Annotated in this window: 27 protein-coding genes and 1 pseudogene; 12 read left to right on the top strand and 16 right to left on the bottom strand. The window is 45.7% G+C overall.

Annotated features, from left to right (window positions below; genetic code table 11):
- Positions 1-2: 2 nt before the first annotated feature.
- From R7R24_RS04625 to R7R24_RS04610, 4 genes and pseudogenes are all read right to left on the bottom strand, one after another.
- Positions 3-2,177, bottom strand: a complete 2,175-nt coding sequence (locus R7R24_RS04625) for an FUSC family protein (protein ID WP_191116023.1) — start codon at positions 2,175-2,177, stop codon at positions 3-5.
- Between the two features lie 388 nt (positions 2,178-2,565).
- The gene (locus tag R7R24_RS04620; protein WP_136976817.1) at positions 2,566-3,435 is read right to left on the bottom strand and encodes a DMT family transporter; all 870 of its coding nucleotides are present in this window, start codon (positions 3,433-3,435) and stop codon (positions 2,566-2,568) included.
- A 141-nt stretch (positions 3,436-3,576) separates the two neighbouring features.
- Positions 3,577-4,544 (bottom strand): annotated as a pseudogene (gene yidZ, locus R7R24_RS04615) (HTH-type transcriptional regulator YidZ).
- Complete coding sequence (locus R7R24_RS04610) at positions 4,519-5,709, bottom strand: MFS transporter (protein ID WP_191116024.1); 1,191 nt, start codon at positions 5,707-5,709, stop codon at positions 4,519-4,521. Before R7R24_RS04610 ends, yidZ begins: the two are co-directional and overlap by 26 nt.
- A 132-nt stretch (positions 5,710-5,841) precedes the next feature.
- Between R7R24_RS04610 and R7R24_RS04605 the strand changes: the two genes are divergently transcribed.
- Together R7R24_RS04605 and R7R24_RS04600 are read left to right on the top strand one after the other, a co-directional pair.
- The gene (locus R7R24_RS04605) at positions 5,842-6,312 is read left to right on the top strand and encodes a GNAT family N-acetyltransferase (protein WP_054579371.1); all 471 of its coding nucleotides are present in this window, start codon (positions 5,842-5,844) and stop codon (positions 6,310-6,312) included.
- Positions 6,313-6,336: 24 nt separating this feature from the next.
- Positions 6,337-6,795, top strand: a complete 459-nt coding sequence (locus R7R24_RS04600; RefSeq protein ID WP_005386911.1) for a GNAT family N-acetyltransferase — start codon at positions 6,337-6,339, stop codon at positions 6,793-6,795.
- 34 nt (positions 6,796-6,829) lie between these two features.
- Here R7R24_RS04600 and R7R24_RS04595 read toward each other — a convergent pair whose 3' ends face one another.
- Positions 6,830-7,342, bottom strand: a complete 513-nt coding sequence (locus R7R24_RS04595) for a DUF2799 domain-containing protein (protein WP_191116025.1) — start codon at positions 7,340-7,342, stop codon at positions 6,830-6,832.
- Between the two features lie 259 nt (positions 7,343-7,601).
- Here R7R24_RS04595 and R7R24_RS04590 point away from each other — a divergent pair, with 259 nt between their 5' ends.
- The 4 genes from R7R24_RS04590 to R7R24_RS30975 all read left to right on the top strand — a co-directional run bounded on the left by R7R24_RS04590 (position 7,602) and on the right by R7R24_RS30975 (position 11,318).
- Positions 7,602-8,312: a response regulator gene (locus R7R24_RS04590; protein ID WP_191116026.1), complete on the top strand. Its 711-nt coding sequence runs from the start codon at positions 7,602-7,604 to the stop codon at positions 8,310-8,312.
- Positions 8,312-9,754, top strand: coding sequence for a two-component system sensor histidine kinase CreC (creC, locus tag R7R24_RS04585; protein ID WP_025768606.1), 1,443 nt, complete (start codon positions 8,312-8,314; stop codon positions 9,752-9,754). The genes R7R24_RS04590 and creC overlap by 1 nt, the downstream gene beginning before the upstream one ends.
- Before the next feature lie 75 nt (positions 9,755-9,829).
- Positions 9,830-11,170 (top strand): cell envelope integrity protein CreD, encoded by a 1,341-nt coding sequence (gene creD, locus R7R24_RS04580; RefSeq protein ID WP_206946685.1) that lies wholly within the window; start codon positions 9,830-9,832, stop codon positions 11,168-11,170.
- Positions 11,157-11,318 carry a hypothetical protein gene (locus tag R7R24_RS30975; RefSeq protein ID WP_242533945.1) on the top strand — a complete coding sequence of 54 codons (162 nt, stop codon included), beginning with the start codon at positions 11,157-11,159 and terminating at the stop codon, positions 11,316-11,318. The genes creD and R7R24_RS30975 overlap by 14 nt, the downstream gene beginning before the upstream one ends.
- 129 nt (positions 11,319-11,447) lie before the next feature.
- On the opposite strand, the gene R7R24_RS04570 is transcribed toward R7R24_RS30975, so the two are convergent.
- On the bottom strand, positions 11,448-12,122 hold the full coding sequence (locus R7R24_RS04570) for a fructose-6-phosphate aldolase (protein ID WP_054574942.1): 675 nt from the start codon (positions 12,120-12,122) through the stop codon (positions 11,448-11,450).
- Positions 12,123-12,380: 258 nt separating this feature from the next.
- Here R7R24_RS04570 and R7R24_RS04565 point away from each other — a divergent pair, with 258 nt between their 5' ends.
- Both R7R24_RS04565 and R7R24_RS04560 read left to right on the top strand, forming a co-directional pair.
- On the top strand, positions 12,381-13,322 hold the full coding sequence (locus R7R24_RS04565) for a glycyl-radical enzyme activating protein (RefSeq protein ID WP_206946683.1): 942 nt from the start codon (positions 12,381-12,383) through the stop codon (positions 13,320-13,322).
- Between the two features lie 2 nt (positions 13,323-13,324).
- On the top strand, positions 13,325-15,763 hold the full coding sequence (locus R7R24_RS04560; protein WP_206946681.1) for a formate C-acetyltransferase/glycerol dehydratase family glycyl radical enzyme: 2,439 nt from the start codon (positions 13,325-13,327) through the stop codon (positions 15,761-15,763).
- Positions 15,764-15,847: 84 nt separating this feature from the next.
- On the opposite strand, the gene R7R24_RS04555 is transcribed toward R7R24_RS04560, so the two are convergent.
- Positions 15,848-16,393 carry a TetR/AcrR family transcriptional regulator gene (locus R7R24_RS04555; protein ID WP_054574902.1) on the bottom strand — a complete coding sequence of 182 codons (546 nt, stop codon included), beginning with the start codon at positions 16,391-16,393 and terminating at the stop codon, positions 15,848-15,850.
- Between the two features lie 98 nt (positions 16,394-16,491).
- Between R7R24_RS04555 and R7R24_RS04550 the strand changes: the two genes are divergently transcribed.
- The 4 genes from R7R24_RS04550 to R7R24_RS04535 all read left to right on the top strand — a co-directional run bounded on the left by R7R24_RS04550 (position 16,492) and on the right by R7R24_RS04535 (position 18,038).
- Entirely contained in the window at positions 16,492-16,965 is a 474-nt protein-coding gene (locus tag R7R24_RS04550) for an HPP family protein (protein ID WP_005386883.1), read from the top strand.
- 138 nt (positions 16,966-17,103) lie between these two features.
- On the top strand, positions 17,104-17,319 hold the full coding sequence (locus R7R24_RS04545) for a TIGR02450 family Trp-rich protein (protein WP_005374999.1): 216 nt from the start codon (positions 17,104-17,106) through the stop codon (positions 17,317-17,319).
- Between the two features lie 112 nt (positions 17,320-17,431).
- Positions 17,432-17,809, top strand: coding sequence for a PH domain-containing protein (locus R7R24_RS04540; RefSeq protein ID WP_005386881.1), 378 nt, complete (start codon positions 17,432-17,434; stop codon positions 17,807-17,809).
- A 10-nt stretch (positions 17,810-17,819) separates the two neighbouring features.
- Positions 17,820-18,038: a DUF6500 family protein gene (locus R7R24_RS04535; RefSeq protein ID WP_054579364.1), complete on the top strand. Its 219-nt coding sequence runs from the start codon at positions 17,820-17,822 to the stop codon at positions 18,036-18,038.
- Here R7R24_RS04535 and R7R24_RS04530 read toward each other — a convergent pair.
- The 9 genes from R7R24_RS04530 to fliD form a co-directional block, all read right to left on the bottom strand.
- Positions 18,035-18,322: a hypothetical protein gene (locus R7R24_RS04530; protein ID WP_005375002.1), complete on the bottom strand. Its 288-nt coding sequence runs from the start codon at positions 18,320-18,322 to the stop codon at positions 18,035-18,037. The genes R7R24_RS04535 and R7R24_RS04530 overlap by 4 nt on opposite strands.
- Before the next feature lie 77 nt (positions 18,323-18,399).
- Positions 18,400-19,395, bottom strand: a complete 996-nt coding sequence (locus tag R7R24_RS04525; RefSeq protein WP_005375003.1) for a flagellar motor protein MotB — start codon at positions 19,393-19,395, stop codon at positions 18,400-18,402.
- Positions 19,395-20,252: a flagellar motor stator protein MotA gene (gene motA, locus R7R24_RS04520; RefSeq protein ID WP_005375006.1), complete on the bottom strand. Its 858-nt coding sequence runs from the start codon at positions 20,250-20,252 to the stop codon at positions 19,395-19,397. Before motA ends, R7R24_RS04525 begins: the two co-directional genes overlap by 1 nt.
- 10 nt (positions 20,253-20,262) lie before the next feature.
- Entirely contained in the window at positions 20,263-20,991 is a 729-nt protein-coding gene (locus tag R7R24_RS04515; protein WP_005375008.1) for a FliA/WhiG family RNA polymerase sigma factor, read from the bottom strand.
- 12 nt (positions 20,992-21,003) lie between these two features.
- Positions 21,004-21,504, bottom strand: a complete 501-nt coding sequence (gene fliL, locus R7R24_RS04510) for a flagellar basal body-associated protein FliL (RefSeq protein ID WP_005375011.1) — start codon at positions 21,502-21,504, stop codon at positions 21,004-21,006.
- A gap of 22 nt (positions 21,505-21,526) precedes the next feature.
- A complete protein-coding gene (locus R7R24_RS04505) occupies positions 21,527-22,600 on the bottom strand; it encodes a flagellar hook-length control protein FliK (protein WP_054579362.1) in 1,074 nt (357 codons plus the stop codon).
- Positions 22,597-22,917 (bottom strand): hypothetical protein, encoded by a 321-nt coding sequence (locus R7R24_RS04500; RefSeq protein ID WP_005375013.1) that lies wholly within the window; start codon positions 22,915-22,917, stop codon positions 22,597-22,599. Before R7R24_RS04500 ends, R7R24_RS04505 begins: the two co-directional genes overlap by 4 nt.
- A complete protein-coding gene (fliS, locus tag R7R24_RS04495) occupies positions 22,901-23,287 on the bottom strand; it encodes a flagellar export chaperone FliS (RefSeq protein WP_054579361.1) in 387 nt (128 codons plus the stop codon). The genes R7R24_RS04500 and fliS overlap by 17 nt, the downstream gene beginning before the upstream one ends.
- Before the next feature lie 32 nt (positions 23,288-23,319).
- Positions 23,320-24,666 carry a flagellar filament capping protein FliD gene (gene fliD / locus R7R24_RS04490; protein ID WP_042521679.1) on the bottom strand — a complete coding sequence of 449 codons (1,347 nt, stop codon included), beginning with the start codon at positions 24,664-24,666 and terminating at the stop codon, positions 23,320-23,322.
- Between the last annotated feature and the right edge of the window lie 329 nt (positions 24,667-24,995).

Genomic DNA, 24,995 nt, shown 5'->3' with positions numbered 1-24,995 from the left:
CTTTAAAAACGCTTCTGTTGTAAGTTCACCCAATCGATATCCTCGTAGGTTTGCTTGCAATGCTTGATTGCTTCGAACACGTTCCGTTTTAAATTCAGCAAGATATAAAAACCGGCTATCTCTGAATAAGCGTAGTCAGATAAATCCAACTCACTAAAAAAATCTTCCAGTTTATCTTCGAATGTTTGGTAATCTTGACTGTATTGGTCGAATACGGAGTCGAGTTCTTGTGTTGCTTGATGGCTGGCTAAAGCGCCCGCCATCAAAGGAATGATGGAATCGCGGTGCTGTTGGCGAAGCTGAGTAATTAGTGGATTGGTCATCAACTTTTTCTCGGCGGCCATTAAGATGTTGATGTGATTACTGAGTACATCACACGCTTTGCTAAACGCGCCAATCGCTTCTGGCGTGGTTTTATCAAAGTGTTTGTGGTTGATTTTCGAACCCCAGACTTTGAGCTTTTTCGATGAGACATTGAGCGTCACCAAGTGTAAGGCCCGTTTGAGCGGCGTAATAACCGAGCTAGACTGCTGTTGATAGGTAGTGAACAGCTCTCGGGTATGTCGGAAGTAGCGTTCTTTTATGGTCAAAAAGAGGTGTTCTGGTCGTGAGCTAAACGGGAAGTAGTGCGCGAAAATAATCATGAACACCACCGTGTAGAACAACAGCATGATCGTCATGAGGATCCCGAAGTGATAAAACATGTTGTTGTCTAAACCGAGAACAAACAAGCCAATCATATAGAAAATCGTCACTGGCCCGTTAAACAGATAAAAACCGATAAAGGTGTAGATAAAGATAAACAGGCCAAGCTCTAACCCGAGATCCAATTGCGGAAGAATGAAGACGTAAGAAGGCACCGCGAACAAGAAGCCGAAAGTGAAAAGCACTAGCAACAAAATCGGGTGCACAGGCACGAACGACAGCAAAGACATAAACATGGTCGAGAAGACCACGAACGAGTAGCCGCCTGGTGGATTGAAATAAATCCAAATCAGTCCTGCAACCCAATAAGTGACAAAGGTTTTGACCGCGGTTTTAAAGTTTTCTGCGTCCCACCATAGAAACTTGCCTTTCGGTTTCGGCAGCGGCAGGTCAAAGGAGACATTGTTCGTCACAGAGTCAATGCAGCTAATGCTCTCCGCTAAACGCGACAAGTTTTGATGCATGAGCCCCAAGAGGTGCCCCAGCATAATCGCAGAGCCTTTCTCTAGGTGCGCTGCGTCTTCAAGTAACGCTTGGTTGTATTCGACTTTGAACTCTTGAGCACGAAAAGCGGGCTCTTTTTCGTCCCAGACTTGTTGGCAGGTATCAAATAGCGCGTCAATTTCCGCAACGGCTTGATCAAAGTTGCTGATGCTTTCACGGTCTTGCTGGTGGCTAAAGTGGCTGTGCGCCGCAACGGTCAATTGTTGCGTTACTTGCTTGTTCAAATGGACCGCCAAGCGCCACTCTTTCATGTAGGCCGACACGTCGCTGCATTCCACACTGACTGTGGCAAAACGCTGTTCGAGCGCATTTTGGGCGGCAAACATCTGTTCGATAAGAGAATCCACGCTAGGTTGTGGCTCTTCCGCTTCTGGATTTTCTTCGCCCTCTTCTTGAAGAGAGACTTGCCCTGCCGATTTTTGCTCGAAATTTTGCAAGATAGAGGTGAACAACGCGCGTTGTGCTTGGTTGAGTTGTTCGATGAGCTGTCTTAGGTTTTGTTCTGTTTTGGTCGGGAATAAGAAAGTCCCCACGAGTGTGTAAACCACCACCCCAAACACCGTCATATAGGCGCGGTCAACGCCATAAAGAAACGCACCTTCTGCGTCACCGCCATTGGACATCATCAACGTCATCACGCCGGTCAGCATGAGTAGCGTTGGATCTTTTTGATAGGCATTACGGAAGTAAAAAATGAATGAGACCACAACCGACACGCTCAACATGTACAGCAAGCGGTCTTGAGCAAACAATCCCACCAGTAACAAGCCAACGACGGCGCCAACCAACGTACCGAACACGCGTAAGGTACCTTTGGCGAGGGATTCACGACGACTGCCTGTGGATGCAATCAGCATCACTGTGGTTGCGGCCGTCGATGCTTGCGGCCAACCCATGGCAAACGGGATCAGATAAGCCAGAGTCAGGCTAAGCGATACTTTAATAGCGAATTTTATTTTGTCGTTCATAGTGTCAAAGTTTGCTCAGGCTTATCGTTATAAGTTGATGAATTTCTTATATGAATAATCAGAATCTTGTTCTGAATAAATTCGGGGGGCGGAATATAGCGGGTGAAAAAGTGTGCTTTGTAAACCCTTTGTCAAAACAAAAAGTGCGTATTTGGCTTGATCTCGTGCTAGCCCTTGGCGTTATTGGTGAAACGCCTAAAACGAGCAAATTCGCGATCTGTGATGATTCTCACTTTTGAAACAAAATCGCTGCATTGCGTGAGCCAATTCTCACCTTATATTCTTCGCCTGGTACCAAAGCAGACCACTTGTACCATCTGCAATGAGCTTTACTGCTTTAAAAAGCATAGATGATGAATGGGTACTTGAGAGGGAAAGTTATTACTTTTTATCGGCTTGCCGATTGTTCGTTTGTTTTTTTGGATCGAGATAAAAAAACCAAAGCGATCCCACCAAGAATGATGCCGCTGGTTAAAAGAATATGCAGTGAAAGAGGCTCGTGGAGTACGATGCTGCCGAGTAGCAAAGCAATGGCTGGCACGGAAAGTTGGCTGACGGCGGCTTGAAGCAAAGAGAGCTTACGTACGACTTGGTACCAAAGCGTATAACCAAGGCCAGAGGCAATGGCACCAGATGCGATAGCGAGCAACACTCCGCTCAAAGAAAGGTGGATTGAGGACAAGATTAATGGCGAAAGGAGCACGCCAATTATTGATGCAGCGATGAATCCCCACGTGATGCCACTACTTGGAGAAGGCGCTTGTTTACCGAGCGCAGTAAACGCAGCCCAACAAACGCCAGAAATCAACATGAGAAGTGCAGAGCTAATATCGGGGCGCGTGGCAGATGGCAACATCAACCAAACAAACCCAACAATTGAAAGGCCGATACCGATGATTTCGAGAAACTGAAAGCGCTCACCTTGCCACCAATAGATCGCCAGTAATGTAAGTTGCACGGCACCAAACAAAAGCAAAGCACCGGTTCCTGTCGCCAGTTGTAAGTACGCGAAAGAGAAAAGGGCAGCGTAACCAAATAACGCCACGCCAGCAAAAAAGCGAAAGCGAGAAGTTGGCCGATCGGTTTTCCACTGACCTCTCACGACAAGCATTGCGATTAAGATAACATCGCCGGATATCAATCGAACGAGCGTGAAGCTTCCTGCATCAATTAACCCTTCTGCTAAGGCAAGTCGACACAATAATGAATTGGCAGCGAACGCCAGCATTGCAATGGCAGTGAGTAAAAAGGTCGACATCCTTGATCCTTAGCGTGTAAATGAACAGCTAGTGTAGATCCAAAAGAACATTTTTATTAGTTGATAAAGTGATTAGTTATAGCTATCAGAGCAAGAAAGTCATTAAAAATAACCAGAGAAAACCTGACCTTAGCCTGAGTCTTACTGTGGTTGGGAAGGTTGTTTGTACAATGACTTAATGGTGTTTTTCAACCATAGCAATTTGGGATTGTACGCATTGCGTTTATGCCAAATCATGGTAAATGGAATCAGTAACTTGTCTTGTTGAGCTTGGTCTAATGGAATTGGCAAGCACACCAAATCGAGATGCAGCTTTTCTGTGTAACTTTTGCAATAGTGCGGCGCGGTGGTGATCATGTCATGCGTCGGCTGCGCTGCCATAAAAAGGGATTGCTCAAAGTTGGACATCGTCAGCCCGATAGAGCGCTGTAGCCCTAGTTCCGTTAATACTTCATCCAACGCCCAAGTTTCACTTTTTCCCAAACAATATTGATGTGTTGGTAGCTCAGAAAGGTCTCGAGATTCCACTCTTGCTGTAATGCCGGATGATCTTTATGTAAATACACCATCGGCAGGTCATAAAATAGAATCTCAAAATCCAAGAAATACGGCAGAAGATCCAACGACTCTTTCGATCTCGAGTGACTTTCTCGGCCGGTAAAACCGATATCCGCCTCGCCTCGAATGATGGCGTCGAGTGAATCGTAATCCCAGTTACTGGTTTTTACTTTCGCTTCAGGGTATCGTTGGTGGATCGCGACGATGAGTCTGTCCAGCACTGTGAGCACTAATGGCGACTCAATCGTGATATCAAAACGCACTCCTTTAGGCGTAATATCGCTGCGTTTTTCTGCAATCTGGCTGCCAATTTGCAGCCATTCTGCGAGATCTTGCTCCATGCTTTGTGCCAAAGGCGTTGGCGCAAGACCTTTAGGTGTTTTGACAAACAAAGGATCATCGAACCAATGACGAAGTTTGTTGAGCGACTTACTTACGGTAGAGGGCGTAACGTTCAGCTTTTTCGAGGCTTTCGAGACGCTTTGCTCTTGCAGCAATAATTGCAGAGTGAACAGTAAGTTTAAATCAAGTCGCGCTAGGGATTTCTTCATAATGGGTATCGTGAACAGGCTTTGGAATCAATAGTATTAGAGCAAGGCTGATTACGCTACCTAACACTAAGATAAACACCAACATATTCAGTGCACTAACGCCGATGAAACCCATAAACCAAATATAGAACGCGGAACTACAAACTTGAGCAATGCCCAGTAACGAGCTTGCCACGCCAGCTTGTTGAGAGAATGGGCTGAGCGCTTGGCTCATGGCCACGCCAAAGCCACAAGCGAAGCCTGCGCAAATCAGCCCAAGTCCGAACACATAGTAAAAAGGTTGTCCATCATGGAAATGGGCAGCACTGAGCACGATGCCTGCACACGCGAGCAATACTTGAGAGGTCATCATTAAGGTTCGCTGCTTAAAAATCCCCAATGCCAATGGCGCCGAGAACGAAATCAACATACTGATCGTCGCAGTCCCCGCCATGATGGAAGAATAGCCACCGCGATCAAAACCAAGCATACTCATCACAACAATTGGTGAAGCGTTAACAAAGGTCAGGATGGTGGTCACTCCAAGTGCAGTAATGATCAGCCTACTGATAAAAAATCGCTCGAAGAAAGTCTCTTGATGGCTCTCTGGCGTTGTCTGTTCTTCACCTTGTTGGCTGGGTAGTGATTCCTTGAGAACAAAAATGGCCAATACACTGACGAGAATGCCCATTCCTGCCATCGTGGTAAACAAACTCGGCCAAGGAAATTTCAGCATAATCAAGTGACCAATCACGGGTGCGATCACTGGAATGATACAGGTGATGCCATTGAGCATCGACAATACTTTCGCGCGGCGTTCATCGTCTAACGTGTCGCGTAAAATCGCGAACGCGACGACATAGCAAGATCCAGCCCCGATGCCTTGGCAAAAGCGAGCAATCAAGAAAGTGTTTGGTTGCTCAGCCATCCCGCCGAGAAAAGACGCGAGCACGAAGATCATCGCGCCGACGACGGCAACAGGCTTTCGTCCCACAGAGTCTGCAATTTTCCCCGCGAATAACATGGTGGTAGCCATGCCAGCTAAATAGATCGAAAACGCAATATGCAACTGAGATTCACTGGCGTTGAGATCTGACGCAATTTGAGGCAAACCAACAAGATACAAATCAATGGCAGTAGGGTAGAGTAAAACGAGTGCAAAACTACAAAGTAAAAAACGGGACATGGAAACCTCTCTATCGAATGGCGAGGATAATAGAGTGCTAAACGTTTGCCTGCGAGTGGGAAATACGACACCAGGTATTTCTATTTACGACATACCCTGTATGAATTGAGCATAAAAACAACAAGGAAGATTATGATTACCATTGAAAAGTATTCGCCTGAGCGACATGAACAAACTTGCGAACTTAGCGTGCTAGAAGAGCAATCGCAGTTTACGGTCGCGGATGTGGGTGAAATGCTTACACGTCTTGAACCCACAGAGCTTCCGCATCTGATTCTGGCGGACGATGACGTGGTTGGCTTTTTTCTATTTGATGCAGCTTACAGCGAGAAATACGATTTTTGCCCGAAAAACAGTTTAGGCGTGCGTGCTTTGCTGGTGGATCACCGTCATCAAGGCAAAGGCATCGCCAAGCGAGCAATTCAACAGTTTGCCAATTTCGCCAAACGCCATTATCCCGAATTTGATGCGCTTTATCTCACTGTGAATTGCCGCAACATACCTGCTTATCAGTGCTATTTAAAATCAGGGTTTGAAGATACCAATGAGCTTTACCACGGCGGCCCCGTTGGACCGCAACACATTATGAGACAGCCGCTTTAGCTAGGAAAAACCAAGGATGGAAAGATGAGGATTGAAATCGACAATTTAGAACGGCCGCAAGTGATAGCGCTGTTGGAAGGACATTTACAGGACATGTACGCCACGTCACCACCAGAAAGCGTGCATGCGTTAGATTTAGATAAGCTCAAAGCGCCAGAAGTGACGTTTTGGACCGGATGGAAAGGTGAGCAACTGCTTGGGTGTGCGGCGATTAAAGAGTTGGATGACCAACACGCGGAGCTGAAATCCATGCGCACCACGCCTACGGCAAGAAACCAAGGTGTGGCATCTCAATTATTGATTCATGTGATTGAGCAAGCGAAGCAAAAAGGTTTGCAGCGCTTGAGTTTAGAAACGGGCTCGATGGAGTTTTTTAAACCAGCGCGCCTGTTGTATGAAAAGCATGGCTTTGTGTACTGCGAGCCGTTCGGGGATTACGAACTCGATCCGAACAGTCAATTCATGACCCTAGAACTGAGTTAGGGCCATGAATTTTTAGAAGCTAAATCCAATCGATTTAGAAATTCAGATTCAAGTTGATGGTTGGCGACAAGAGGCTTGAACGCTCGTCAGCCAATCGCTTTCTCTTCTCTTTCAGTCTCTTGGCATTATCTTTGTCTGGATTGCCATCAAGCTGACTATCGATGACCGAGATTTCAGTATCGATTTGTTGGATGCGTTGCTGGCGTTGATATTCTTGATGACCTAACTGGTAGTTCTCAATAAACCCTTTGCTGCTGCATACACCGTAATATTCTTTGCCTTCGATACCGACAGTGTACCCATTGTCTGGTGAGCAATATTGGATAGTGCCTTTATCAAAGCCTTCTTTCCATTTCGCTCGGTCGGGTGTCACACCCGCTTCACCACAGTCTTCGGTATAGCTATTGATAATGTTTGGATCGTTGCCGTCTCGGCCATCTTGATAACCTACGTTGTACCAGTTTGCCGTTTTGCACTCATCCGGAGACATGCTGGCGCAACCTGAGAGCAAAGTCAGTAAAGCCAGGGGGATTAGCGCTCTTTTCATCAGTGACTGTCCTTTAAATAAAATCGAATTGATAACTTGAGTTTAAAATGAACACTGTTCATATCAATGGTTGAAATCATTGTATTCACAATTGTGGTGACTCATTAATCTAAGTGATAAATTTATTATGCTGAATAGAAGTGTGTTTGATTAGTATTATCCACGAACTGCGCCTTTGCTGCATCAATCCACTAGCCTTGGCCCCAAATTAAGTGATAATACCAACATAAAGATAAACACCGTCAATGAGGCTAAGACATTGAGCGAACAACCCACCGTCCTTATTATCGAGGATGAATCTGCTATCGCAGAGAACCTGATTCATGTATTAGAGATGGATGGCTACCACGCAGAGTGGTTTGCAACAGCAGGAGAGGGCTTAGCTTTTTTGCAGCACAACTCCGCAGCGTTACTTGTGTTAGACGTAGGCTTACCGGATGGCAATGGTTTTGAATTATGCAAAACCATCCGTGAGTTTTCTGATATTCCCATAATCTTTCTCACCGCAAGAAGCGATGAAATTGACCGCGTAGTCGGTTTGGAAATTGGCGCGGATGATTACGTGACTAAGCCATTTAGCCCGCGCGAAATGTTGGCTCGCATTAAACTTCGAATCAAAGCTAAAGCGCCAATGATGGAGGACAAACCAGAGCCTGTAGCTGTTCCAGAACAACCTCCATTGAACCATGATTTAGTTGCGCAGAACTTCGACTACGGTGTTGGCGGGCAAATGCTTGGGCTGACCGCGGTGGAGTTCAAAATCCTCGATAAACTGATTTCTGTCTCTTCCAATGTATTGAGCCGAGAGCAGCTCATGGTCGCGGCAGACATGGCGCCAGAGGCTGCATACGAGCGCAATATCGATACCCACATCAAAGCCATTCGCCATAAGTTGAAGCCGTTTGAGATGTCTGAACGCATCTGTACCAAGCGTGGCTTTGGTTACTTTTACTGCATTAAAGGTGAATGATGAACCGCTGGCCGAAGATCCCTCTTGGACTCAGACTGTTTTTTCTCTACTTCATCTTAGTCGGAATGACGGCTTACATGGTGAGCAAAACGGTTGTCCAAGAACTTAAGCCAACCGTGCGTCAAACCACCGAAGAGACGCTGGTGGATATGGCGAACTTGCTTGCGGTATTGGCGGAAGAAGACGTTGCAAACGGAAAGTTGTCTGAGAGTCGCTTCTCCAAACTATTAACGGCTTATGGGCAGCGAGAACCTCAAGCGCGCATTTGGGAAATCGGTAAAAAAGCGATTAACCATCGAATTTACATCACCGATAAACAAGGGATTGTGATTGCGGATTCTTGGCAGCAAGACGTAGGCAAAGACTACTCGCAATGGAACGATGTTTATCTCACGTTGCGTGGTCAATACGGCGCGCGCAGTACCATCGAAGACCCGAAAGATCCGCTTTCAACCGTCATGCACGTTGCTGCGCCCATCTACCACAAAGGCGAAATCATTGGCAGCGTGACGGTGGCAAAATCCAATCGCTCAGTACAACCCTTCATCGATCTTTCTAAACGCAATGTGCTGTTTTGGATGGTATGGATGAGTGGTTTAGTGCTATTGGCAGGGGCATTGTTTGCTTGGCGAATTCACTCGGCATTGAACAAGCTAGAAGACTACGCGACCAAAATGGGTGAGGGCAAAAAGGTCTCTAAGCCGACATTTCGTATCTTTTATGAGTACGGCACGCTAAGTGATGCATTAGAGAAAATGCGCAATCAGCTCGATGGTAAGCAGTATGTGGAAGAGTACGTACAGACGCTGACTCATGAGCTGAAAAGCCCGTTATCAGCGATTAAAGGCGCGAGTGAAATATTGCAAATGCCGTTGCCTGAAGAAAAGGTCACGCGCTTTGCTGGCAACATTGAGCGAGAAAGCGACCGCATGCAGTCATTGATTGATAAGTTGCTCGAACTGGCTCGTCTTGAAAAGCGCCCCGAGTTAGAACAAGTCGAAGCTATCTCGCTAGAACAAATGGTCAATGAAGTGGTTGAGTCGGCGGATGCGCGTTTGAGTGCTAAGTCGGTCACTGCCAAAATCCAAATTGATGACCATCTCTCCGTACTTGGTGATGCCTTCTTACTGAAACAAGCCGTTTTTAACCTGATGGACAATGCGCTGGATTTTGTTCATTCAGAGGGATGCATTGAATGGAAAACTGAGGTCACGAAAGAAAAGGTGTGCCTGTCGATTTTCAATTCAGGTCCTCACATTCCCGACTATGCATTGCCTCGTTTAACCGAGCGCTTCTACTCCCTCGCTCGGGAAAATGGTGTTAAGAGCACTGGGCTCGGGCTGAATTTTGTTGAGCAAGTGATCAAGCTGCACAAAGGTCAGTTGCAAGTCGAAAACGTCGATGCTGGCGTGAAAGTGACCCTGATTTTACCAACTCCATAGAAACTCCACATTAGCTCCATTCGTTCTCCAAATTGCTGATTTAGATTACTTCCATCAGCAAATGGAGAATGAAACATGAAAAAGATCCTCAATAACCAACTCGGCACGAAGTTCGCCTTCGTGCTGTTTTTGTTTGTCTTACTGCAAATCTCGCTTTCAATGGTCACAGGACTGATCTCAGAACGCTCATATCGCCAAGATGAAGTCAGAAACGACATCGCACGCAGCAGCAGCGGCGAGCAGCGTATCATTGGTCCATTCATCATGGTTAACTACACCGAAACCAGTTACCGAGATGACAAAGTACAGATTAAAGAGCGTCGTAAATTTCTTTTACCTAGCACTTTTGATATGAGCGCGAATCTGGACAGTTTTGAAAAGTACCGAGGCATTTACCGCGCGCGTTTATACAAAGCACAAGTGGCACTGAAAGGCGCTTTTGATGCAGACGATCTCGCGGCGTTGCAGGGGCTTGATATTGAAAACATGAGCCTAGTGGTTGGCATTGAAGACAGCCGTGGATTGATTCGTTTGGATGACATGACCATGGCGAGTGCTGACATCGAAGTCGCACCGGGAACGGGGTTAAATCAGTTGCCACAAGGCTTCCACAGTGATCTGACACTTGCAGACGTAAACGCAGAACAACCTTTGGCATTCGATCTTAACTTCTTGCTGCAAGGGATGGGTCAGCTTCAAGTCACACCAATCGGCAGTCAAACAACGGTTGAACTCTCTTCAACTTGGGCACATCCAAGCTTTATTGGTGATTACTTACCGGTGTCGTCAGAGGTATCTGAAGATGGATTTAACGCGCAATGGGCGAGCAACAACTTCTCAACCAATATCGCGCAGCTGTTCCAAAGCTGTTTGTCATCGAATCACGCTTGTCACGAGCTTGAACAGCGACAAATGGGCGTAGATTTGATTGACCCTGTTGATCACTATTTGAAGTCTCACCGAGCCATTAATTATTCACTGTTGGTTATCACATTAGTATTTGCGAGTTTCTTCTTACTGGAGCTGTTCCAAGCGCGTCCGGTTCACCCAGTGCAATACGGCTTTATTGGTCTGGCTTTAGCACTTTTCTATCTATTGCTGATTTCGATGAGTGAACACCTCGGCTTCAACTGGGCATATGTGGTGTCGGCAGTTGCATCGACCGGGCTTTTAAGTGTGTACGTGAGCGGTATGTTGAGCAACACCAAACACGGCGCGATGTTCGGAGCGTGTTTGCTCACTCTCTACGGATTGCTATTTGGCTTGCTACAAGCAGAGAGCTACGCATTGGTCATGGGTACATTACTGTGTTTTGCGATTTTGAGCTTCACTATGGTCATTACACGTAATGTCGACTGGTACGCACGAAATAAGAAAGCAGAAGAAAGCGCAAAGGCGAATCATGAAGATGTTTAAACGAGCAATTCTCACTGGTCAGCCAAGCGAAATGATGGAAGAGACGTCCGCTATCCACCTGCGATTCTCTGCATCCACCATTCCAAACGAGGTATTCGTAAGAGGCTCAAAATCAGTTTACTCAAGCGCGTGTACCTTTGGTCACTGACCAATAGAGAACTGCTGTAAACCTCACCTGTTTATATGAAATACAAAAGGGAACTTTAAGTTCACCGGCGCACAGGGTGAGTTAAGACTCCCTTTATTATTCATTGAGACGTCTCGCTGCTACTTTTAATTAGCTTTCAAATGAAAGTTTCTCACCGAACGTCTCTTTCCAGTCTTTATCGAACTGTTCGACCGCCGGTTTGACTGCTGGGTGAGCGAACATTTGTGCCGCCACATCGGTTGGCAATGTAATGGCTTCGATGCCCAGTTTCATCACCTCCATCGCTTGTTGAGTGTTTTTGAAACTGGCTGCCAAAATCTTCGCTGGTAGTTGGTTTTGATCGAGCAACAATTGAAGATCCGCGACCACTTCAACACCGTTGCCGTTCATCGCATCAATGCGGTTTACGTAAGGTGCTAGGTAGTCTGCACCGCACAGTGCCGCAAGGAAACCCTGTTGAGCTGAATAGATAGCGGTAGCAAGAACCTGAATTTCCTCTTTTTTCATTAGCTTAATTGCCGCTAAGCCGGTTTCTGTTGCTGGCACTTTTACCACCATATCGTAAGGCAATTCATTCAGTTGGCGCGCTTCTGCCACCATACCTTCGACAGTTGAACTCACGACTTGAGCGTGAAAGCGAGGTGTACCGCCAAGTGCTTCTTGCATGTCTGCTAGGGTTTCATTCAGTCCCTGTTTTGATTTCGCCAAAATGCTTGGGTTTGTCGTCACGCCTTTTAGCGGTAGGCACTGGTTAAAGCGTTTTACTTCTGCCACATCAGCAGTATCTAAATAAAGTTCAATCATGGTTTCTACCTTAAACAAAATCTTCGTTTTGATGATGGGATCACTATAGATCTGACAATCGAACGAGATCTTGATTTTGATCAATTGAAATTTCATTTGAAGCCATAATAATTTCATTAAATGAAAGTTAAGTGAAACTTGTAAACGCTCAAATGAAGCTTTCAGTTAGAACAAAGAAAAGCCGCTGATAAGACTTAACCAGCAAGAAAGAAACGAATTAGGTACACAGCGGTAGCACAGACCAAGAGGCAAGCAGAGATGTATTTCAATATCCAACGATTCTCTACCCATGATGGCGATGGCATTCGTTCCATTCTTTTTCTTAAAGGATGCAGCTTGTCTTGCCCTTGGTGTCAAAACCCAGAAAGCCGCAGCGAAAAGCATTCACTGTTGTTTGATCAGCGAAGCTGTATGGAAGGTTGCCAACTGTGCGTTTCTGCTTATCAAGCCACAACTCAATCTACAGCGGATAGTGAAACGGTAGGTGATGGTATTCAACGCATCGACAACCAGATCATCATCAATCGCAAAGCCATCAAAGAAGACCAACTGATCGCGCTGCGAAACGTCTGTCCTACGCAAGCACTGACCGTCTGCGGTGAAGAGGCAAAATCAGACATGCTGTTCTACACCTTGATGAAAGACAAACCTTTCTATGACCAAAGCCAAGGTGGCGTGACCTTCTCCGGTGGTGAGCCACTCATGCAAGCGGATTTAGTGGCGGAACTCGCGCAGCGTCTGCATGACAACCAAGTCTCTACCGCTATTGAATCGTGCATGCATGTGCCGTGGAAGAACGTCGAAAAAGCCGCGCCGCATATTGATTGCTGGTTGGCGGATTTAAAACACACCGATGAAGAAAAGTTTCTTAGCTGGGCGAAAGGTTCACTAAAACGCATCAAAGACAATTTCCGAAAACTGGCACCTATCGCGAAACGCATTGTGATTCGTGTTCCCGTTGTGCCGGGGTTCAATGACACCATCGAAGAGTTGAAAGACATCATCGATTTTGCGGCTTCACTAGAAAGCTGCCAAGAACTTCACTTGCTGCCGTACCACACGCTCGGCATCAATAAATACCGTTTGCTCGATATGCCTTACGAGTGTTCTGACAAGCCATTAAACAAACCAGAACTGCTAGAAAGCGCCATGCAATACGCAAGCGAAAACACCCAACTTAACGTGATTGTAAGAGGTTAACTATGGACCTGAATTACCTTCCTGAGCGTATCAAAGCGCACAAATCGGCACTGGTAAATATCGTAACGCCACCGGTCTGTACCGAGCGTGCAGAGGCATACACTCGTGCTTATCAAGCAAACGAAGACAAACCTGTGATTGTCCAACGTGCGCTAGCACTGCAAGAGCACTTACGCACTCGTACGATTTGGATTAAACACGATGAGTTAATCGTCGGTAACCAAGCGAGCAAAGTGCGCGCTGCGCCTATTTTCCCAGAATACACTGTACGTTGGATTGAAGCGGAAATTGATGAGCTAGCCGACCGTCCTGGTGCAGGCTTTGCGGTCACTGAAGAAGATAAACAAAGCATCCACAGCATCACACCGTACTGGCGTGGCAAAACCGTTCAAGACCGTTGTTATGGCTTGTTTACTGATGAGCAGCAAGAGATCTTAGCCAGCACCATCATTAAAGCTGAAGGCAACATGACTTCTGGTGATGCGCACCTTGCGGCGGATAACGAGAAAATCTTGAAGCTAGGCATGAACGGTTTGTTAGAGGATGTTCGTCAGCACCGTGCTAACAATGATGTTTCGACCTTTGAAGGCTTGAAGAAAGAGCAGTTCTATAAATCAGTCGAAATCGTACTGCTTGCCATTCAAGATCACATGGTGAGCTACGCTGAATTAGCAGCAAAAATGGCGTTAGAAGAGACGCGCCCGCTGCGCAAAGCTGAGTTAGAAAGCATTGCGGCAAACTGTCGTCATGTAGCAAGCCACGCACCAGAAAACTTCTGGCAAGCACTGCAATTGAGCTACTTTGTTCAGTTGATGCTACAAATCGAATCGAATGGTCACTCGGTTTCTTTCGGTCGTATGGACCAATTCCTCAACGAATTTTATGTTCGCGATATCGAAAACGGCACGATTGAAAAAGACTTTGCACTAGAGCTTTTACAAAGCTGCTGGTTGAAGCTGCTTGAAGTAAACAAGATTCGCTCTGGCGCGCACTCAAAAGCCTCCGCAGGTTCTCCGTTGTATCAAAACGTGTGTATCGGCGGTCAGAAGTTGAATGAAAAGGGTGAACCTGAAGACGCAGTGAATCCCCTTTCTTGGGCGATTCTGGAATCTTGTGGTCAGTTGCGTTCGACGCAACCTAACTTGAGTGTGCGTTACCACGAAGGTTTGAACCAAGAGTTCTTAATGGGTTGTATCGAAGTGATTAAGTGCGGCTTCGGTATGCCTGCGTTCAACAACGATGAGATTGTTATTCCTGAATTTATCAAGCTTGGTGTAGAGAAAGAAGACGCTTACAACTACGCATCTATCGGCTGTATCGAGACGGCGGTTCCGGGCAAATGGGGTTACCGTTGTACGGGCATGAGCTTTATTAACTTCGCTCGTATCCTGCTGGCGGCACTTAACGAAGGTGTGGATGCAACAACAGGTAAAGCTTTCTTGCGGCACGATAAGTCATTAGCAAAAGGCAACTTTGAGAACTTTGAGCAAGTGACAGCTTCTTGGGCAGAGCAAATCCGCTACTACACCCGTAAATCGATTGAGATTGATACGGTAGTCGACAGCGTACTTGAACAGCAAGCACAAGACATCTTCTGTTCAACGCTGGTGGATGACTGTTTGGCTCGTGGTAAAACTGTGAAAGAAGGCGGTGCGAAATACGACTGGGTATCTGGCTTGCAAGTCGGTATCGCAAACTTGGGCAACAGCCTAGCCGCCATCAAGCACCTTGTTTTCGATGACGCGCAGATTACTCAGCCTCTTATCTCACAACAACAGCTAGCAAAAGCATTGGCAGAAGATTTCGATGGCATGGAGAACGAACAGCTTCGCCAACGTCTTATCAACTTTGCACCAAAATACGGTAACGATGATGATGCAGTAGACCAACTACTGGCAGACGCTTATCAAGTGTACATTGATGAGCTAGAGCAGTTCGTTAATACGCGTCATGGGCGTGGTCCAATTGGCGGAGGTTACTACGCAGGTACATCAAGTATCTCGGCAAACGTCCCATTTGGCGCTTCAACTATGGCAACGCCAGACGGTCGTAAAGCGAAAACGCCATTAGCAGAAGGTGCAAGCCCGTCGTCTGGCTCAGACCGTTTAGGTCCAACCGCAGTGTATAACTCAGTGGGTAAGATCCAAGCGAATAAGATCTTGGGTGGCGTGCTGCTTAACCAAAAATTAAGTCCGGCAGCGGTTGAGTCTGAAGGGGATAAACTCAAGCTTTCTATGTTGATTCGCACCTTCTTCAACCACCACAAAGGTTGGCACGTGCAGTACAACATCGTCTCTCGTGACACCTTGCTAGCTGCGAAGAAGAACCCAGAGCAATATCGTGATCTTGTTGTGCGAGTTGCAGGCTACTCAGCCTTCTTCACCGCGCTATCACCAGATGCGCAAGACGACATCATCGCACGTACCGAGCACGAGCTGTAAGTACACTCACTAAGTAATACGAAAGGCACCGATTGGTGCCTTTCGTTTGAATACTTAATCCGCAAATGACTATACCTGAACGCATTAAAGCTTGTGCAAAATGGTCACGCATTTCTTCGTGACGTTGTCGTACTCTTTCGTCATGTAAGCGGTAGTGATCGCGCCCTCTTTCATGATGCAAATGGCATCGAGTAACGAAGCGTTGTCTGATTTGAGATAGCGTTGAATTAGCTCTCTGACTTGCTGCTTATGGTAGCGGCAATACGTTGCGATCTCGCCACTGTCGTCACTGAATTCCGCGGACGTATTGATGAAAAAGCAACCGCGAAACTCGCCCAGCTTTTCTTCAGAGCCATGAAACCAGCCGTTGAGTGCTGTAAATAACTGATCGATCACCTCCGCGCACGTTTGTGCTGAAGAAAGCTTTTCCTCCAACCATTCCATAAATACTTGGTGGCGTTGTTCTAATGCGGCGATGATAAGCGCTTCTTTGCTCTCAAAATGGTTATATAGCGTGCGTTTAGCTACGCCGGAAACATTGAGGACTTCATTGATGCCAATAGAGTTGATGCCTTGTTTGTAAAACAGTGACAAAGCTGTGTCGATCAATAACTGTTTCTTTTTGTTCATAACTATGTCCTCAAAAAGTTCCATAAACACATATTGACAAAGGTAGACAGATTTGTCTATTTTATTTTGTAGACAATTCGGTCTACTTTGAGGTGTTTATGAATAATTTAATTTTATCGTTGGTTGCCGGGCTTGGCGCTACGTTGGCTATTGGCGTATTGTCCTACGCTGAGGTATCACTGACGGAGGTTGTACTCCTGATGGCACCATTTGGTGCTACCGCAGTACTGGTGTTTGGGGTGCCTGGCAGTCCTCTTGCTCAACCCAAAAACGTGATCATTGGTCACTTCATCACGGCCTCTATCGGTATTGCGTTTAGCCAGTATGTTGACGTCACGCCGGTCACGCTCGCGATTGCGACGGGGCTAGGTGTTTCTGCGATGCTGATTACGAAGACCACTCATCCACCTGCGGGTGCAAATCCAATTTTGATCATGGCGTCTGGGCAGGGATGGAGTTTTCTCTTCACGCCTGTCCTGATTGGCGCGGTAGTGATTGTTCTGGTCGGTAAAGGGTTACAGTTGCTACAAAGTCAGTACCTAAACCCTCGACTGAATGGTCAGAAGACCTAGTCGGATTGTAGTTAGAGCCGCGAAAGGGAGTGATCTCTTTTGCGGTTTTATCTTTTGTCTGTTTGCAAAAACAAAATCTGATTCTCTCTTGGTATTCAGTCGTATACATCAACATGGTAGTTAAATTGGTACAATGCGATGAACAGAATCCACCCTAAGAAACTATTGCACAGTAAATGGACGGCAATTTCACCTAAAAACAAAGAGAAGCATTTTGTCGTGACGGAAATGGAACTAGATGAAGATGGTAACGTTGTGAGATGTGTCATCGAGGCAGTCATGAGTAAACGCGACCGAGAGATGAACTGGCAAGACCTAAAAGACTCTGAGCAATGGATGCAAGGGTGGAAGTGAGTGACGCTTCGTTGTTGGGCGAATCAAGCAGAAACGTGTGTTGCGAGTAGGCAAAAGTGGTGCTATCTGATACGTTGATAAATCGTTCTAACGCCCACTCAAAGGATTAATTATGATTGATTTCGACAATTCCTCTGTATTTAAGCTTAAGCCGATTGACGTTTCTAATGCCAGAGAAGACTTCCTTAAGTTCTTGATTGATGGTGAGACTATTTTCGCTGCTTTTAAAACAGTTCGTGACCAAGTGGTGTTTACGAACAAGCGAGTGATAGCGGCAAATGTGCAAGGGATTACCGGCTCAAAAGTGGATTACACTTCTTTGCCTTACAGTAAGATCAATGCATTTTCTATCGAGACCTCTGGTACTTTTGATTTGGATTGTGAAATCGAGTTCTTCATGAGTGAGGTGGGAAGAGTGCGTTTTGAAATTAAAGGCTCGTTTGATTTGATTTCTTTCAACCGTATGGTTAGTGAGTATGTACTAGGTTAAGGGATTAGAAATGAGAGCTTCGCTGAGAGACAAAATTATAGAGATCTGTGACAAAAAGATCTCGAGTAAAGGTGAATTGGTTGGTCTCTCTTTTTATGCGTTTTTCGCTAATAAAAATGATGACCCAGAGCTGTTGATGGAAGCGGCTACGTGGTGGATTCAGACTCATCAGCTCGACCACTTCGAAAAAGCAGTAAAAATAAAATCAATGGTCGAGTCGGGGAGCTAAATTAAAAAAAAGAAGTAAAGAAAGCAGACAAATGCTAATAACGTTGCGGACAAAACAGGGTAGATAATGTAAGAGTCCTGCTTGTTGGTTCGTTGAAAGCATAGCGAAACAAGTAAGACGTTATAAACAACAAGTAACAAGCTGATCATGGTTCCGCTGTTTAGTGTCATACTTGATAGCTGAGTTAAGAAAAACGCCAATAAAAGGTAATCGAAGACAATGAGCCATAAAAAGGCTTTCTTCAGTAAGTCGCTTTTTCTTTTTTCGGATGATGTTATGTGCATATAGAACTCAACTAAAAAGTCACAGTAACAGAGGCTTTGGTTAGAGAGGTCACCATCAGAGTGGTGACCTTTTAAGATTATAATTCTTGAATTTTTACTTCGCTGGTGGCGGTATCGCCGGAGTAATTGATGACTTCTTGACGAATGACTGGTTGGTTAAATTCAGCCTTATCTTTCGCTTTTTGCAGTTCACTTTCTTGGTGGTTGCCAAAAAGGGTCTCAAGCACTTTAGCTGCAGGAGTCGTTAAAACAAACAGCTCAATACGACGGTTTTCGCTAGAATCTGGCTCATCAGGATTAAGCAGCGCTCTATCTGACATACCCGTTACCTGCATTACTCTATCATCTGGCATACCGCCTTCAACTAACGTATTTCTTGCTACGTCTGCTCGAGAGGCTGATAACGCCCAGTTAGATTGACGACCAAAACGCTTTTTAAATGGAATTGCATCTGTGTGTCCGCTGATGATCAGAGGGTTGTTAACACGATGAAATACAGGTGCTAGTGCGAGCAGTAAATCTTCAAAAAAAGGAGTAAGTTCTGCACCACCACGGCTGAACATATGCTGTTTGTAATCATCTTGAAGGACGATACGCAAACCTTGTGGTGTCACCGTGACGTTTACATTTCCCTGCGCATTAATTTGGGCAGTCATTTGCTCAATTACTTTCGCTAGTGCGGCAAGTTGCTCTTGAGTATCGAAGTTACCAGGAATCAAAGAATCAATTTCTGGTCCATCCCCATCACCTTTAAAGTAAGAGCTTACCACATGGTTGGAGTTGTGTTTACTTGGCACAGAAGAGTCCTGTGCCAAGTCGATAGGAGAAATACTTTGTGACGTATCAAATGGGTTGCCGTAACTCTTGTCGAATACGCTTGAACTATGCAAGTGGGCAACAATCGCTTTACGCTCTTCTTTGTCTACCACCTGCATAACCCAAAGTACAAGAAACAGCGCCATTAGGGCGATCATGAAGTCAGCAAACGCGACTTTCCACGCGCCGCCATGAGACGACTCATCATGGCTGTATACTTTGGCACGTTTGAACACTACATGCTCTTGTTTTTGCATTATCCCTCCTGTTCAGCTAACCACTTCTCCATTTGGTTGAATGTTGGTTTGATGTCTAGCTGAATATGTTTACGACCAGCGTCAATGGCGAGCAATGTCGGCTTTTTCGCTACGTAGGCAACCAAGGTTGCACGAACGCACTCAAAAGCAGTCATATTACGTTTTACTCGCTGAGCCATGGCGTTACTTAGTGGATCTAAGCCACAGTAACAACCGAAAATACCAATGAATGTACCAACGAGAGCTGCCGCAACGTGATAACCAATCATAGCGATTGAGCCATCAATAGCTTGCATGGTGATAATGATGCCACCAACTGCTGCAAGAATACCGAAGCCAGGTAGTGCTTCTGCTGTACGCTGTAGTGAGCGTGAAGGTAAAAGCATTTCGTTCTGTATTGCTTCGATTTCTTGCTCTAGCAGTCCCTCTAATTCATGAGGCGACATCTGTCCCATTGCCATTAAACGTAAATTGTCAGTAATGAAAGAAATTAGGCGATGATCTTCTGCAATCGTCGGGTAAGCGAGGAACATAGAGCTTTGCTCCGGAGCCTCAATATGAGAATCCAGAAACTTGTATCCGCGGTTTCTCGCTGTCTCTAGCAAGTTGTTGAGTAGTGCCATTAATTCCATGTAGTACTCATGCTCTTCTGTTGGACCTTTAATGGTCGCTGGCACTTGGCGACGCATTTCTTTCAGTACATGAGGCGGATTACCGATGATCAAAGAACCAGCAGCGGCGCCAATAATGATAAGGAATTCGGCTGGCTGCCAGATAGCACCTAAGCTACCACCGGCCCACATATATCCACCGAAGACGCACACCAGGATAGTGAGCACTCCAAAAAACTTTTGCATCTTGTGACTCCTAAGAGGACATTAATTGGTTGAGTTGTTTCAGCGCTTGTTTGTGAAGCTGACATATACGAGGTGGTGTCAGATCCAATACCAGAGCTATTTCGTGTAAGTTGAGTTCATGTTGATAGAACAGAGTCAGGAGCAGTTGATCGCGCTTAGGTAATTTACCCAAAGCACTGTCTAAACTACGACGAATATGTTCATGTTCCATGCCATCGTATTGCCCGCCAATGTAGCTATCACCGCTGCTCTCCATCAGTTGGTCAAGGCTTTGCATCTCGCCTGCGAGAGCGGCATTTTGGCGGTTGTAATAATCTTGCTCATTCGTCCCTAAAGCCTGGATGATTTCGGCATCCGTTGGCATTCGACCTAACGTTCGAGTGAGATCTCGAGTCACGTCGTTGAGCTCGTGGGCTTGTTGACGAGTCTTACGTGAACGCCAATCTAGTCGGCGTAATTCGTCTAAAATAGCTCCCCGAACTCGACAAACGGCGAAAGCAGGAAAGTGAGGATCGTCAACATCGCCATATCGGCGTCCAGCCTCGACTAGAGCGATAAGGCCTATCTGCTGCATATCTTCAATACTACAGTGAGAAGTGGCATGAACGCGCAGCTGGTTAACTACGCGTTTTACCATGACCTGATGACGTTGTAGCAATGCGTTTTCATCAATTGGTCGTGACGGTGTTGTCACTTCCTCTTCTGTGGTGTAAGTGTCTTGTACATTCATGTCTAACATGGTTGTGCTCCGTTATTGCACAACATATTTAGTCAACAAAACATCGTCGATTTCTCGGACGATGTCTGTTTTAGCAAAAGCGAGTAGAAGCGTTTGCTTCACTTCGTCTTGCAGAATATCGATGGCACCCGCTTGCTGTAACTGATCAAACGTTTTGTCGCTAAACAGTTTTAATAGAGAGTTTTGTACCATAGGCATGTATTCATCGATCTCTTTGATACGCTCTGGACGGCGTGTCTCAATTGCCAGTTCTAGCATCACAAAGTGAGTCTGTTTCTTGCCTTTAACGGTCAAAACGACTTTGTCCAAAGGATGGAAGCTAGGACCTTTACTTGTCGGTTGTTCTGTGACCAAAAAAGACAGTGGAGAGTCTTCGATCAGTGAACCAGAGTCAGGTGACTCTTGAGCGTGTTTGTTTAAGTACCAGATTCCGCCCATAATTGTGACGGCCGAAACGAGGGCACTGGTGATGATCATGGCGATAAACAGGGCGATCATTTGTTGTTTGGTCATAACCTTTTTCCTCGAAGATTCACTAAGCTTGAGTGCTTAGCCAGTGTTCTGAATAGTTAGTTGTTGTCGTGGTTTGGAATGCACCAGATTCTCGTGCGGCGAAAATATTGGCGTCTTCTTCGTTTGCATGTGGGTCATTTCGACCTTGGTTTTGATCAGAGCCAACATTGACATCGACATGAACGAAGTTTTGCTCTTGTAACTCAGTACGCAATCGTTCCGAAACTTGCATTAAAGCTTCTCGTGTTGCTGCGGCATTGGCGTTGATGTGGACACTCAATCGGTCACCTTCAACACGTACAAGTAAATCCAATTTCCCTAAGTCTGGTGGGTCTAGGCGGATTTTTGCTTCTTGTACATTTTGTTGAGCTTGGAGCGTCACGCGATCATGTAAAACTTGCATCATTTGCTCGCCCCACTTTCCGGCAGTGGTATCAACACGCACTGCTGCCCACTCAGAGCCTTGAGCTTGAACATGACTCGTCGCAACCGGTGAATGTGCAGGTTGTGTTGTAGGAGCTTGTGCTTGAAGTAGAGAGGCGGTTGGTTGCCCTTGAACAGGTTGATTCAAAAGAGTTTGAAACTCAGCACCGGAGATAGGCAAACGCGAACTCGATGAAGTCGGCAGACTTTGCTTCACATCTTGTTTTGATGATGTGTTTAACATGGCGTTAGACGAATCTTGAGTAACAGACTTAACTTCGCTCGCAGCCATTAAAGATGACGCTTTTCCTAGTTTCTCAGCCTGCTTCTCTGCCATGGTAATCATACCCTGGGTTAAAGCTTGAGCTTGCGCTGCAAGATCAGTCGATTCTGTTAACCCTGGTGTACTGGTCAAGTTGGCATCCGGATCTGAAGCTGAGCGGTCATCAGTATCAAAACCATGACTTTGTACTTTGTTTGCGCTGTTCAAAGTAGAGGCCGTAAGGTGAAAACTCGGTACCTCTGACGCAGAGTTAAAGTCTTGCTCACCATTCTGCTTGTTCCCTGATTTAAAACCATGAGAAAAGCCGTGTACCGAGCTCGCTTGCTTGATGTGACCCTCATTGTTAGCTGGCGAATTAACTGAGTGCTGAGTTGAAGAAGGTATGATCATTGAGTTAGCTCCATGGTCATTGCTAATTGATAGGCCATAGCGCGTTCTTGATGGTCATTGACCATGTTCATCTCTTTTTTCAACTCGTTGGTCGACTTCTCTAATACTGCGAAGGCATTAGCGTGCACTGTTTTCGCTCGCTGGATTTCAGGTGCAAGCTTAGGATCTTTCAAAAAAGGCTTGTGACTGATCAAAAGCTCTCGCAACTGCAAGTCGTACCGCTTGAGCGCATGCCAATCGGCCGTTTTTGCGGCGAACTGGATGAGCTGAGATAAATGACGGAATCGCTCTGGCGATACTTTATGCTTGTTGTCCAAAATTCATCCAACCTTCACGAATGTTACCCATTACACGCTCAACGTTAACCAAGCGATTTGCATCGTTTTGCACGCTAGCGTAATAAAGTTCGACTTGGCAGAAGTCATATAGCTGGCGTAGGTTTTCCGCAATTTCACCGCCGTTTTCATCATCTAAAGCACTTGTTAGTCCAATCAAGATGTTCATGCATTTGTTGATTCCATTCCCTTTCTCGGCCAAACGATTTGCGGCTAGGTGGCCGCGAATACGTTCAACTTCATTGAGTAGGCCATCGATTAACATGATGACCAATTGGTGTGGATTTGCTGCTGCCGCTTGAGCGTCGAGATCGACTTGTTGGTACGAATCGTAACCAGAATCCATAAGCATGAATATTTCTCCTAAATTTGGAACCAAATGTCTTATTTTTGAGCTTTAAACATGGACATGGTTTGGTTCATTTGGGTCATAATTGAATTCATTTGAGTGAATTGTTTGAGGTAGCGGTTGTACGACATTTCGTACTTACGCTCTAAATTGGTTTGTTTATCTTTGATTCGGTCTAAGCTTGACTGTATTGCGTCTTTACGCGTGCTGAAGGTACCTGATGAGAACTTCAAGAAAGGCTCTACCATTGCGTCAAGAGAATCTAGCAAAGCGTCATCCCCATTAAACAACGCCTCTAAGCCTGCGCTGTTTGTTTGTTGAGCTTCTTTGAACTTTTCTTGATCAACTTTCATTTTACCGTTGCGGTCTAGGCTCACGCCGATTTCGCTTAGGCGCATACCATTGTGTTCACCTCGGATTAACCCCGTTAACTGACTCTCAATAGAACGCAATGTCGAGTCGCTAGCGAGCACGCCGCGTTTCTGATCTTCACCGCCAATTTGGGTGTACTGATCGATAGTCGAAACAAGGGCATTGTAGGTTTCCACAAACTTATCTAGTTGTTCTTTAGTGCCTTCGCTATCAGCTCCAATTTTTAAACCGATTGGCGAATCTCCCGCGGCTTGCGGTTTAGATACGGTAATGTCAACACCGTCGATGACACCTTCAAAAGTATTACTTGCGTTGGTTAGTTTCAGGCCTGAGTCTTTTGCACCTAGCCACATAACCGCATCTTGTGGAGCGTTAATTTGCTTGAGGTTGGTGAAGGCGTCTTCAAACCACGCTTGGCCAGTACCCGTTGCAGATACGTTGATCTTATTCTCGACACCAGTCTCAGTGCTCGATAGCATAAAGTGTGTTTGACCATTCGAGCGAACTAGAGTGGCGTTAACGCCAGGGTTATCCGTGTGATTGTTAATCGCGCTTGCTAAATCACTGATCGTTGCAGTGCCGTCACCATTAACATCAACGGAGGACAAGTCTAGAGTCATTGTTTCACCGTTGATGGTGAATTCTAAAGATCCAGTTGTTGGTACTTCTGTCGTTGCCTCAAGGTCTGCCGGCATTCCTGTAGATACTTGATGCGCCGTTGCCACTTTTTCTACAAAAATCTGATAGTTACCCGTTAGCGCTTTAGCATCCGCGTTTGCAGTAAAGTTACCTTCTTGAGAGAGTGTCGCACTGTTTTTGATGATGCTGTTTGTGCTGTTATTCATCTCTTTCATTGCAGTACGAAAATCACGTAGTGCGCTTTCAACTTTATTAAAAGCTGACAGTTGTGACTGGTACACATTAGCTTGCGCTTGGTAACGGTTTTTGAATGGGTTTGTGTCCAATTGTGCGAATTGGGTTGCCATTTTTACTGGGTCTAAAGAACTCATGAGGTGTGCTCCTCTCATCTCTTATTGGCTTGAATACTTTGAATGCTACGCCTTAGTTTAATTATCAGTGGCAAGATACGTGCCGTATATTAAATTCAACTAAAACAAAGGTTTAAAGCTATTTTGTTTTCTTGGGAGGAAGTGGTGTTTCCACCTTGTTTGTTCCGCCTTCCTCCATGGAAAAAGTAATTTCCTTATAAGAAAAGGCGACCTAAACAAAGAAAATATTTAATTGTATTGACGGTTCTAATTAGGAGAGATGTTTTAATTAGACGTTATATTCAGCCTTTACTTCAGCTTGATTCAGATAATTCTTACAGAGTACATTA

The organism is Vibrio sp. 704 (genome assembly GCF_033339295.1).
Note: the sequence above shows the minus strand (reverse complement) of the source record. Positions and strands in the feature narration are given on the sequence as shown.